The 11,905-nt window shown below is 61.9% G+C and carries 11 protein-coding genes; 5 read left to right on the forward strand and 6 right to left on the reverse strand.

Annotation, left to right across the window (positions count from 1 at the left end):
• Nucleotides 1–61 precede the first annotated feature (61 nt).
• Genes aauS through ACEN93_RS10925 form a run of 3 tightly spaced genes read left to right on the forward strand, consistent with a single transcriptional unit; the run spans nucleotide 62 to nucleotide 3,650 of the window.
• Complete coding sequence (gene aauS, locus ACEN93_RS10915) at nucleotides 62–1,975, forward strand: two-component sensor histidine kinase AauS (protein WP_039765823.1); 1,914 nt, start codon at nucleotides 62–64, stop codon at nucleotides 1,973–1,975.
• 44 nt (nucleotides 1,976–2,019) lie between these two features.
• Nucleotides 2,020–3,300: a two-component response regulator AauR gene (gene aauR / locus ACEN93_RS10920; RefSeq protein WP_495611552.1), complete on the forward strand. Its 1,281-nt coding sequence runs from the start codon at nucleotides 2,020–2,022 to the stop codon at nucleotides 3,298–3,300.
• Between the two features lie 20 nt (nucleotides 3,301–3,320).
• Nucleotides 3,321–3,650 carry a GlpM family protein gene (locus ACEN93_RS10925; protein ID WP_166742312.1) on the forward strand — a complete coding sequence of 110 codons (330 nt, stop codon included), beginning with the start codon at nucleotides 3,321–3,323 and terminating at the stop codon, nucleotides 3,648–3,650.
• Between the two features lies 1 nt (nucleotide 3,651).
• On the opposite strand, the gene ACEN93_RS10930 is transcribed toward ACEN93_RS10925, so the two are convergent.
• Nucleotides 3,652–4,686, reverse strand: coding sequence for an alpha/beta fold hydrolase (locus ACEN93_RS10930; RefSeq protein WP_039765820.1), 1,035 nt, complete (start codon nucleotides 4,684–4,686; stop codon nucleotides 3,652–3,654).
• Between the two features lie 246 nt (nucleotides 4,687–4,932).
• On the opposite strand from ACEN93_RS10930, the gene ACEN93_RS10935 reads away from it, so the two are divergent.
• A complete protein-coding gene (locus ACEN93_RS10935; protein WP_039765818.1) occupies nucleotides 4,933–5,433 on the forward strand; it encodes a hypothetical protein in 501 nt (166 codons plus the stop codon).
• Between the two features lie 62 nt (nucleotides 5,434–5,495).
• On the opposite strand, the gene metE is transcribed toward ACEN93_RS10935, so the two are convergent.
• A complete protein-coding gene (metE, locus tag ACEN93_RS10940; protein ID WP_495611402.1) occupies nucleotides 5,496–7,808 on the reverse strand; it encodes a 5-methyltetrahydropteroyltriglutamate--homocysteine S-methyltransferase in 2,313 nt (770 codons plus the stop codon).
• A 111-nt stretch (nucleotides 7,809–7,919) separates the two neighbouring features.
• On the opposite strand from metE, the gene metR reads away from it, so the two are divergent.
• Entirely contained in the window at nucleotides 7,920–8,837 is a 918-nt protein-coding gene (gene metR / locus ACEN93_RS10945) for a transcriptional regulator MetR (RefSeq protein WP_007953158.1), read from the forward strand.
• On the opposite strand, the gene ACEN93_RS10950 is transcribed toward metR, so the two are convergent.
• From ACEN93_RS10950 to nosR, 4 genes are read right to left on the reverse strand one after another with little or no spacing between them, the layout of a single operon-like run.
• A complete protein-coding gene (locus ACEN93_RS10950) occupies nucleotides 8,821–9,351 on the reverse strand; it encodes a GNAT family N-acetyltransferase (protein WP_039765813.1) in 531 nt (176 codons plus the stop codon). The genes metR and ACEN93_RS10950 overlap by 17 nt on opposite strands.
• 2 nt (nucleotides 9,352–9,353) lie before the next feature.
• Nucleotides 9,354–9,992, reverse strand: a complete 639-nt coding sequence (locus ACEN93_RS10955; protein WP_039765811.1) for a LysE family translocator — start codon at nucleotides 9,990–9,992, stop codon at nucleotides 9,354–9,356.
• Between the two features lie 23 nt (nucleotides 9,993–10,015).
• Nucleotides 10,016–10,450 carry an NUDIX hydrolase gene (locus tag ACEN93_RS10960; protein ID WP_495611403.1) on the reverse strand — a complete coding sequence of 145 codons (435 nt, stop codon included), beginning with the start codon at nucleotides 10,448–10,450 and terminating at the stop codon, nucleotides 10,016–10,018.
• Between the two features lie 57 nt (nucleotides 10,451–10,507).
• Nucleotides 10,508–11,866 carry a response regulator c-di-GMP phosphodiesterase, NosR family gene (gene nosR, locus ACEN93_RS10965; RefSeq protein WP_495611404.1) on the reverse strand — a complete coding sequence of 453 codons (1,359 nt, stop codon included), beginning with the start codon at nucleotides 11,864–11,866 and terminating at the stop codon, nucleotides 10,508–10,510.
• Nucleotides 11,867–11,905 lie beyond the last annotated feature (39 nt).

Here is an 11,905-nt window from a genome sequence, read left to right on the forward strand (position 1 = left end):
CGGCTGCATTCCCCGACATCCACTGTCGGGGAATGCAGGTGGTTGACCCAAGGCATCTGTGATGAAATGCGACCCCACTCTCTATCGCGCCACGCCGCCATCACTTGCCGTGAAACCCCGTCTGATCCGCCACCTGTTCCTGCCGCCGCTGGTCATCGCTCTGATGATCGGACTGGGTTACATCGGCTTCTGGACCAGTGAACATTTCGGCATCCGCAGCCTCGGCGAAAACGGCCAGCGCCAACTGGAACTGCACGCCCGCGCGGTCGAAAGCGAGATCAGCAAATACACCTACCTGCCCAGCCTGCTGGAGCTCGAATCGAGCGTTTCGCAGCTGCTGGACGACCCGACCCCGGAACACCGGCAAACGGTCAACGATTACCTTGAAGGCCTGAACCGGCGCAGCCGCAGTCGGGCCATCTACGTCATGGACACCACCGGCCGCGTCATGGCGACCAGCAACTGGCGCGACGTCGACAGCTACCTCGGTGAAGACCTGTCGTTCCGCGCCTACTTCCAGAACGCCATTCGCGGCCAGCCCGGACGTTTCTACGGAATCGGCAGCACCAACGGCGAACCCGGTTATTACTTGGCCCACGGCCTCGAAGAACACGGCAAGATCATCGGCGTCGCCGTGGTCAAGGTACGCCTGGAAGCCATGGAAGAACGCTGGCAGCGTGCGCGTCTCGAAGCGTTCGTCAGCGATGAAAACGGCATCATCATTCTCTCCAGCGATCCGGCCCGGCGCCTGAAATCGGTCATACCGCTGAGCGACGAGACCAAGGAAAAACTCGCCCGCAGCTTGCAGTACTACTGGTTCCCGCTGAACGAGCTGCAACCGCTGGCCCGGGAAACCCTGTCCGAAGGCGTGGAAAAACTCACCTTCCCGGCCAACAGCGAAGTGCCGAGCCAACAGGATGGCGATGAAGAAAACATCAGCTACCTGGCGCAAACCCGACCGTTGAGCGATACCCCGTGGAATTTCACCCTGCTCACGCCGTTGCAGGATCTGCGGCGCGAGGCAATCAATCAGGGGATTCTGGTGGCCGTGGCGTTTGCCCTGGTGGCATTCCTGCTGATCGCCTGGAACGAACGGCGCAAGGTCATCGCCACCCGCCTCGCCGCCCGCGAAGCCTTGCAGGAAGCCAACAATCAGCTGGAGCGTCGGATTACCGAACGCACCGCCGACCTGCGCGCCAGCAACGACCGGCTCAAGAGCCAGATCCGCGAACGGCGTCAGGCCGAAGAGACTCTGCGCCGCGCCCAGGACGAACTGGTGCAGGCCGGTAAACTCGCCGCCATCGGCCAGATGTCCACCAGCATCGCCCACGAACTGAACCAGCCGCTGGCGGCGATGCGCACGCTGTCGGGCAACACCATTCGCTTCCTTGAACGCGGCCAGCTCGATGTCGCCAGCACCAACCTCAAGACCATCAACGACCTGATCGACCGCATGGGCCGGATCACCGCCAGCCTGCGCTCCTTTGCCCGACGTGGCGACGACAAGGGCCGCGCCAGCCTCGGCAAAGCAGTGGACGCCGCCCTGCAAGTGCTCGGCGCCCGTGTGGAAAGTGCCGCCCTGAAAGTGCATCGCCAGTTCGATGATGTGCAGGTGCAGATCGACCAGACCCGCCTGGAACAGATTCTGGTCAACCTGATCGGCAACGCCCTCGACGCCATGCAGGCGCAACCGCTGCCGGAACTGTGGCTGGAAGGCGAAGAATTCAACGGCAAATATCGCCTGCGGGTGCGCGACAACGGCCACGGCATCGACGCCGAGGCGCGCAAGCATCTGTTCGAACCGTTCTTCACCACCAAACCCGGCGAACAGGGTCTCGGCCTCGGCCTGACCCTGTCGGCCAGCCTCGCTGCCGCTACCGGCGGGCATCTGGGTGTCGAACACCCGGCCAGCGGTGGTACCACTTTCGTCCTCAGTTTACCGTTGGTAAGCCCTACTCCTGCCGAGCCAATATGAACAACGACCTCAGTGTATTGATCGTCGAAGACGACCCCCATGTCCTGCTCGGCTGCCAGCAGGCGCTGACGCTGGAAGACATTCCCTGCATCGGCGTCGGCAGTGCCGAAGAAGCGCTGGAGCAAGTCGGTGACAATTTCGCCGGGATCGTCATCAGCGACATTCGCCTGCCGGGCATCGACGGCCTGGAACTGCTGACCCGACTCAAGCAACGCGACCGCAGCCTGCCGGTGGTGCTGATCACCGGCCACGGCGACATCTCCATGGCCGTTGGCGCGATGCAGAAAGGCGCCTACGACTTCATGGAAAAACCGTTCTCCCCCGAGCGTCTGGTCGATGTGGCCCGTCGTGCGCTGGAGCAACGCAGCCTGAATCGCGAAGTCTCGTCCCTGCGCCGGCAACTGGCCGAGCGCGATTCCCTTGAAGGACGGATCATCGGCCGTTCGCCGGCCATGCAAAACCTGCGCGAACTGATCGCCAACGTCGCCGACACCTCGGCTAATGTGCTGATCGAAGGCGAAACCGGCACCGGCAAGGAACTGGTCGCCCGCTGCCTGCATGACTTCAGCCGCCGTCACAACAAACAGTTCGTTGCGCTGAACTGCGGCGGGCTGCCGGAGAACCTGTTCGAAAGCGAAATCTTCGGCCACGAAGCCAACGCCTTCACCGGCGCCGGCAAACGGCGGATCGGCAAGATCGAACACGCCGACGGCGGCACGCTGTTCCTCGATGAAGTGGAAAGCATGCCGCTGCCGTTGCAGATCAAACTGCTGCGGGTGTTGCAGGAACGCACCCTCGAACGCCTCGGCTCGAACCAGAGCGTGGCGGTGGATTGCCGGGTGATCGCGGCCACCAAATCCGACCTCGACGAATCGAGCAAAGCCGGGGAATTCCGCAGTGACTTGTACTACCGCCTCAACGTGGTGACGCTGGAACTGCCGCCCCTGCGCGAGCGCCGCGAAGACATCCTGCAACTGTTCGAACACTTCACCCAGCAATCGGCCCTGCGTTTCGACCGGGCGCTGCCGGAGCTGGACAACCAGACGTTGTCGAGCCTGATGAGCCATGACTGGCCGGGCAACGTGCGCGAACTGCGTAACGTCGCCGAGCGTTTTGCCCTCGGCCTGCCAGCGTTCAAGAAAACCGGCGCGGGTAGCGCGGGCCAGGGTCTGGCATTCGCCGAAGCAGTGGAAGCGTTCGAACGCAACCTGCTCAGCGATGCCCTGCAACGCAGCGGCGGCAACCTGACCCAGGCCAGCCTGGAACTGGGGATGGCCAAGACCACGCTGTTCGACAAAGTGAAGAAATACGGCTTGAGCCATTAAGCGAGAACGATGTGGATCTGATTTTCAAGGCAATGCTCGGCGCGGCCGTGGTGGTGATCCTCGCCATGCTGGCCAAGACCAAAAACTACTACATCGCAGGGCTGGTGCCGCTGTTCCCGACCTTCGCCCTGATCGCCCACTACATCGTCGGCAAGGGCCGTTCGATCGACGACTTGAAGACCACCATCGTCTTCGGCATGTGGTCGATCATTCCGTACTTCGTGTATCTGGCGACGCTGTACGTGATGGTCGACCGCATGCGCCTCGAAGCTTCGCTGGCGGTCGCGGCGGTGGCATGGTTGATGGCGGCGACGCTGCTGGTGTCGGTGTGGGTGCGGCTGCACGCCTGAGTCAGAGCAGGTTGTGTTCCGCCACCGGTTCGATCTGCGCCCAGTGCGACGTGTCTTCGCGATGCTCGCGCAGATACGGCAACACCGCCGCCAGCAAAGGTTCCTTGAACGCTTCCTGAAAGCGGTGCGCCAGCCCCGGAATCAGCCGCAGCTGACTGCCGCGAATATGCGCCGCCAGGTGCACGCCGTGCATCACCGGCAATAACGGATCAGCCGTGCCGTGTACCACCAGGGTCGGGACGCGCAGTTGATTGAGCAACGCCACCCGGCTCGGTTCGGCAAGGATCGCCATGATCTGACGCTTCACGCCTTCGGGATTGAACGCCCGGTCATAGGACAGCGCCGCCTGATGCAGCAAGGCCTGCCGGTCATCGCTGACCGAAGGGCTGCCCAGTGCGGCCAGCAGATCGGCCTGTTGCTCCAGGGCAATCTGGCGATTGGGCGCGCCGCGCCGTGACAGCAATTGCACCAGCGCCGCGCTCGGCGCCGGCAACCCTTCGGCACCGGAGCTGGTCATGATCAGCGTCAGGCTTTCGACCCGTTGCGGCGCCATCGCCGCCATGTGCTGGGCGATCATCCCGCCCATGCTCGCGCCGAGCACGTGGAATTGCTCGACGTGCAACGCATCCATCAGGCCCAGCGCATCGTCGGCCATGTCGGTCAGGCTGTAAGGCGCCGCCACCGGCAGGCCGAGTTTGTAGCGCAGCACCTCAAAGGTCAGGTTGGCTTCGGCCGGCGTCTGGCGCCAGGTCGACAGACCGACATCGCGGTTGTCATAACGGATCACCCGAAAGCCCTGCTGACACAGCGCAACCACCACTTCATCCGGCCAGTGGATCAACTGGCCGCCCAGGCCCATCACCAGTAACAGCGCCGGATCCGACGCACGGCCGATGCTCTGGTACGCCAGGCTCACCTGCTCCAGATCGACCCGTTCGGTCGGTACATTGACGTCGCAACGCGACGCCGCGTAGGACGCCGGAACGCAAAAAACCGCGGCCAACAACGCCGCGATTGCAAAAAATCCCTTGAACATGAAAAACACCGAAACGCAGAACCCCAGTAGAACGCGAGTCTGATGAAGTTTGTTCAAGCGCGCTGCCACAGTTCGATGACAGTTTGATGAAGAGTGCCGAGCGGTCGAATCGGCGAGAGTCCAGCAAGTGCCTGTGCCACCTACCGCTTGTCGGGACTGTCAGATCTGACAGTCGTTAAAAAACTGCCTTTGACACAGCATGAATTCTCGGCCGACAGGCGGCCATCAACGCATCAGGGAGGCAATATGAGCGCGAATCTCATTCCAAACGGAGATTTCCAGTCGGGCAGTTTTACCCCATGGATCGCACAGGCTCTTCAGGGCAAAGCCGACGTGGTCAATCACAACCGCAGCTTCCAGGCGCAACTGCACCCTGGAGTGGATGACGGCATCTTGCTCTATACCCAGTTCGAAGCCCCCTCCGGGTCTTTTACCCTGAGTTTCAGTGCATCCGCACCCACTGCCCAGTACTACCTGCCTCCATTTGATTACGTTACTCACCCGTTCCTGGTTTATTTCATTTCGGGCTTCGACGCAGGCGGTCAATTGATTCAGGCGGACTTTGGCCTGGCGCCGCTGCAACCCACGGATACAGTCTTTAACTACAGCGGCAATATGCCGGCTGACGTAAAGAGGGTCGAAGTTCGATTCTCGGGTCCCTCAGATCCTTATAAAAACAAAGGTTCGCTTTACATCAACAATGTGAATTACACACCGGGGCAGACTTTCCCCCAACGCTGGAGCTGAGCGAAAAAAACCGCTGAATGCATAGCCTCAGCGGTTTTTCGATGTGGGCCGGTTCTGAGGTATTACGCCAACTGACTGCGCAACTGCCGCGCCGCGGCGACCATGTTGACCAGTGCCGCTTCGGTCTCGGGCCAGGCGCGGGTTTTCAGGCCGCAATCGGGGTTGACCCACAGACGCTGCGCCGGAATGCGCTTCACGGCTTTGCTCATCAGTTTGACCATCTCGGCGGTATCCGGCACGCGCGGCGAGTGAATGTCGTAGACACCCGGGCCGATGTCGTTCGGGTAGTCGAACGCTTCAAAGGCCTCGAGCAATTCCATGTCCGAACGCGAGGTTTCGATGGTGATCACGTCGGCATCCATGTCGGCGATCGCCTTGATCACATCGTTGAATTCGCTGTAGCACATGTGGGTGTGGATCTGGGTTTCATCCTTCACACCCGACGCAGTCAGACGGAACGCTTGCACCGCCCAGTCGAGGTATTCCTGCCATTGCTCACGGCGCAGCGGCAGGCCTTCGCGGAACGCCGCTTCGTCGATCTGCACGATTCTGATCCCGGCGTTTTCCAGATCGACCACTTCGTCACGCAGGGCCAGCGCCAGTTGTTGCGCCTGGACTTTGCGCGACACGTCTTCGCGGGGGAACGACCACATCAGCATGGTCACGGGACCGGTCAGCATGCCTTTCATCACCTTGTCCGTCAGGCTCTGGGCGTAGCTGATCCAGTCAACGGTCATGGCGTTCGGACGGCTGAGGTCGCCATAAATCACCGCCGGTTTGACGCAGCGGGAACCGTAGCTCTGGACCCAGCCGAAACGGGTGAACAGATAACCGTCGAGCTGTTCGGCAAAGTACTCGACCATGTCGTTGCGCTCGGCTTCACCGTGCACCAGTACATCGAGGCCCAGACGTTCCTGCACCTGCACCGCGTGGCGGATTTCGCTGCGCATGGCATCGTGGTAGTCGTTGGCCGACAGCTTGCCCTGCTTGAACGCCTGACGGGCCAGACGGATCGATCCAGTCTGCGGGAACGAACCGATAGTGGTGGTCGGGAACGTCGGCAATTTCAAACGCGCCTGCTGTGCGGCGATGCGTTTGGCAAACGGCGAATGCCGCTGGCTGTCGCTGGCATTGATCGCCTCGATCCGCGCTTGCACGTCGGCCTTGTGAATACGCGGCGAGCGGGCGCGGCTCTGTTGAATCGCGCGGCTTTCGTCCAGAGCGTTTTGCACTTTTGGCGCTTGCGGGTCGTTCAGCGCATCACGCAACACCGAGATTTCGCTGCACTTCTGCACGGCGAACGCCAGCCAGCTTTTCAGTTCCGGATCGAGCTTGTCTTCACGCTCGACATCCACCGGGCTGTGCAGCAACGAGCAGGAACTGCTGACCCACAGGTTGTCGCCGAAACGCTCCTGCGCCGGCTGCAGTTGCGCCAGCGCCTGCTCCAGTTCGCAGCGCCAGACGTTGCGACCGTTGACCAGACCGACCGAGAGAATCTTGTAGGTCGGCAGACGATCCAGCACCTGACCGAGCTGATCGGGCGCACGTACGGCGTCGATGTGCAGGCCTTGCACCGGCAGACCGACGGCCAGGCCGAGGTTGTCTTGCAGACCGCTGAAATAGGTCGCCACCAGTTTCTTCAGCGGCGAATACTGAAGGATGTGATAGGCGCGTTCGAAGGCACTTTTCCACGCCTGCGGCAGGTCGAGAGTGAGGATCGGCTCGTCGATCTGCACCCACTCCACGCCCTGGGCGGCGAGGCGACCGAGGATTTGGTTGTACACCGGCAGCAGGCGCTCAAGCAGATCGAGCTTGTCGAAATCGTTGCCTTTCGCCTTGCCCAGCCACAGATAAGTCAGCGGGCCGATGATCACCGGTTTGACGTTGTGACCGAGGGCTTTGGCTTCTTCGACTTCATCGAACAGCTGTTCCCAGCTCAGCTTGAATGGCTGGTCGGCGGTGAACTCCGGGACCAGGTAGTGGTAGTTGGTATCGAACCACTTGGTCAACTCTTGGGCGTATTGAGTCTTGCCGTGCTCGCCGCCGCAGCAGGAAGACGTGGCGCCACGGGCCATGGCAAACAAGGTGTCGAGGGTCGGCAGACCGCGTTCGTCACGCACACCGTCGAAACGCTCGGGGATCACACCGAAGGTCAGCGAGTGGGTCAGCACCTGGTCGTACCAGGCGAAGTCGCCGACCGGCAGCAGGTCGATGCCGGCGTCCTTCTGCAATTGCCAGTGCCTGGCGCGCAGCTCGCGGCCGACCTGATTCAGAGCGGCCTGATCGAGATCGCCTTTCCAGTACGCTTCGAGGGCTTTTTTCAGTTCGCGGTCGGCGCCGATGCGCGGGAAACCCAGAGTGTGTGCCACGGCCATGTCGAGTGTTCTCCATTGCGTAAAAGATGGCGCCATTGTCGACAGCCAGGGCAACATGAGACAAACTCAACCTTTTCGTGTTGATCACAAATTTTCCTCATGGAGCCTGCGGTGCTTGAGATCCGTCACCTGAAAACCCTGCATGCCCTGCGTGAAGCCGACAGCCTGGTCGATGCAGCCGACCGCCTGCACCTGACCCAGTCGGCGTTGTCCCACCAGTTCAAGGAGCTGGAAGAGCGCATGGGCATGCCGTTGTTCGTGCGCAAGACCAAACCGGTGCGCTTCACCAGCGCCGGCCTGCGCCTGCTGCAACTGGCCGACGCGACCCTGCCGCTGCTGCGCGCCGCCGAACGTGATATCGGACGGCTGGCCGGTGGCACCGCCGGGCGTCTGCACATGGCCATCGAATGCCACAGCTGCTTCCAGTGGCTGATGCCGACCATCGACCAGTTCCGCGATGCGTGGCCGGAAGTCGAACTCGACCTCGCTTCGGGTTTCTCGTTTGCCCCGCTGCCGGCGCTGGCCCGGGGCGACCTGGATCTGGTGGTGACGTCCGACCCGCTGGAAATCGCCGGCATCACCTACGTGCCGCTGTTCACCTACGAAGCCATGCTCGCGGTCGCCAACCAGCACGCGCTGGCAAGCAAACCGTACATCGTCCCCGAAGACCTGCTGACTGAAACCCTGATCACCTACCCGGTGGAACGCGATCGGCTGGACATCTTTACCCGCTTCCTCGAACCGGCCGACATCGAACCGGCACAGGTACGCACCTCAGAGCTGACGGTGATGATGATGCAACTGGTGGCCAGTGGTCGTGGCGTTTGTGGCATGCCGCACTGGGCGCTGCATGAATACAGCTCGCGCGGTTACGTGAAGGGCAAGCGGCTGGGCGAGAAAGGTCTGTTCGCGACGCTGTACGCGGCAATCCGCGCCGACATGCTGGACGCGCCGTACATGCGCGATTTCCTGCTGACGGCCAAGGACACCTCGTTCTCGACCCTGGATGGGGTCAGCGCGGTTCGTTGAGACTGGCGGTTGGCACGAAAGGCTGGGACCACATGTGGATCTTGTCGAAATAGTCCTCGCCGACCCGCACCGCCATCGGCTCGAGGCCGAACTGGATGAAGCCGCAGCGCTGGTACAGATGAAACGCCGCGTCATTACCGGCGGTGACGGTCAATTGAATGACTTTCAGCGCCGGATGCTGCTGCGCTTCCCCCAGCACCGCCTCCATCAATTTCAGCCCCAGCCCGCGCTGACGAAACTCGGCCGACACATACATGCCGAACACCGTTGCCTTGTGCCGGGCCTTCTCCCGAGGCTCGAACGCCAGGCCGACGATCCCCACCAGCCGGCCCTCTTCGAACGCGCCAAACACCGCGTCGAGCTTGCTGGTCAGGCGTGATTCCCACCAGCTCAACGGCATCACTGCACGTTCGCGCACGCTGGAGGTGAACGCCTGCGGATGCCGGTCATAGGCTTCCAGCATCAATTCGCGATAGGCCAGCGCATGACTGGCGTCCAGCCGCTCGATCCACATGTTCAGGCGGCCTTGCGCTGTTCAAGCATCAGCCGCACGGCCAGGCCGCCCAGCACGAAGCCCATGAAATAACGCTGCGCCGCCAGCCAGGTCGGATTGTTGACGAACCACGAAGCGATCCCCGCTGCGAACAGCGCGATCAACAGGTTGACGCTGAAACTGACGCTGATCTGGGTCAGGCCGAGGATGAGGCTCTGGGTGAACACCGAGCCGTGCTCGGGGGTGATGAACTGCGGGAATACCGAGAGGTAGAACACCGCGATTTTCGGGTTCAGTGCGCTGGTGAGAAAACCCATGGTGACCAGTTTGCGCGAAGAATCCGCCGGCAACTGTTGCGCCTCGAACGGCGAGCGGGCGCCGGGTTTCACCGCCTGCCAGGCCAGCCACAACAGGTACAGCGCGCCGGCCCACTTCAACACTTCATAGGCCATCGGCACGGCGAGAAACACCGCGGTCAAACCGGCGGCCGCCGCGAACAGATGCACGAAGAACCCCGCCACCACGCCGAGCAGCGAGGTCACCCCGGCGCGACGTCCCTGGCAGATCGACCGCGAGATCAGGTAGATCATGTTCGGCCCCGGCGTCAGTACCATCAGCAGGGCGGCGGCGGCGAAAATCAACAGGTCTTGAAGCGGGATCATGACGAAGTCCTTTGCACGAATGATCAGGCGATCGCAGTCAGCGAGGCTCGATAAAACGGCAGGATCAGGTCGCGTGTCAATGGGGCGAGAACCACATCGCCGTCGGTGGCCGGGTCGATCCAGATCACCTCCTCGATCTCGGCGGCCGGAGACACCCCGGCGTCGATGGTCAGTTGAAAGAGTTCGGCCTGCACAACGAATCCCGGCTCGTTGGCAGCGGGTGCCGAGAACTGGCCGAGAAAGCTAGCCTGCGCCGGATCGATCACCAGTCCCAGTTCTTCCTCCAGCTCACGGGCCAGCGCATGCACCGGCAGTTCATGGGCTTCAATCTTGCCGCCCGGTTGCATGAACGCCGTGGTATTGCGCTTGCGCACCAGCAGGGTCTGGCCGTCGGGACCGATCAGCAGCGCGGCGGCGATACGGATGATGCGGGGGGAAACTGCGGATACAGAAGTCATGGGTCAGCCACCGGCCTTGAGAAAAGCCGCAAGGATCCCATGCCGGCCGCGCCAGCGTCATCCACCCTGGGCCGCGAGCGTCGTCTCGGGCTCTTGCGGCACCTTTACGAATACCTTGTATTTGCCGCCCTCCATGGCCTCGAAACTGATCAGTTTTTCAACCAGCGGAGCGCTCAGCACTTTGCCGGCGTTGAGCAGCAACATGCCGTTGTCGGCATTGAGGTTGCGCGCCAGGATCATCCCCGCCGCCAGCTCCCGGGTGCCCAGCACCCTGACGCTCGGATCGGTCAGCGTGATATCGCTGACCGTCGCACACACCTTGACGAAGTCCTCGATCAGCTCGGGATCATAGACTTTGCCGGCGTACTGGCGCAGGTACAACAGCGCTTCATCGCTGTTCATCTGCCGTTCGAGAATCAACCCGCGCTGCAATTCGACGAAATCCACCGCCAGTTTCAACAGGCGCGAGCCCAGGGGAATGGCCTCGCCCTTGAGACGGTCGGGGAAGCCTGTGCCGTCCCAGTGTTCCTGATGGTGCAGGATCAACCGCGCCGCGTCCTTCATCGGGTCGAGGGTCATCAATAGCGATTCGCTCTGTTTCGGATAGGCACGGTAGCGGTCGCGCTCTGTGGAGTGCAGCAGGTCCGAGGGCGTGGTCATCATGCTGTCGGTCCAGCTCAGTTTGCCGATGTTGTAGAGCGCCGCCGCCATGGTCAGGTCGCGGCTGGCGGCTTCGTCCAGCCGATGAACCTTGCAGTAGCCGCGTACCAGCTCGATGATCTGCCGGTTGGTCTGCTTGGCCGCCGGCAGACGCAAATTCGCCAGCAGCGAGAACACTTCGGTGCCGGTCACATAACTGTGTTTGAGCTCCTCGTAGGCCAGGTCGAGCATGTCGGCGGTCTGCTGCAGTTCGGCGGTACGGGCGGCGACGTGTTTTTCCAGGGTGCTGTTGAGCAATTTCAATTGTTCGTTTTGCACTCGCGTCAGTTTTTCCAGACGTTCGCGCTCGCGTGCCAGATGCTGATGCTCGAGGGCCTGACGCAAAGTCAGCAGCATTTCCTCGTCGTTCCAGGGTTTGCTGATGTAACGGTGGATCTGCCCTTCGTTGATGGCCTTGATGATCGCCGAAGGGTCGGCGTAGCCGGTGAGCATGATCCGCGCAGTCGCCGGGTACAGCTCATGAACGCGCGCCAGCAGCGTGGCGCCATCCATGTTGGGCATGCGCGCATCGCTCATCACCAGATTCACCGGTTGCTGTTCGAGTATTTCCAGCGCCTGGGCACCGCTGGTGGCCAGCAAGACGTCATAAGGCTGACCGCGCAACAGGCGGCGCAGGCTGTTGAGGATCGGTTCTTCGTCATCGACCAGCAGCACTTTGGGCCGGGGCGGCGAAATCGGGGCGGACGGCTCTTCCATGGCGAAGCCTCGTGAAAAACGTTGGACATGACTGACGCG

It is taken from the genome of Pseudomonas sp. Pseusp21, from assembly GCF_059492145.1.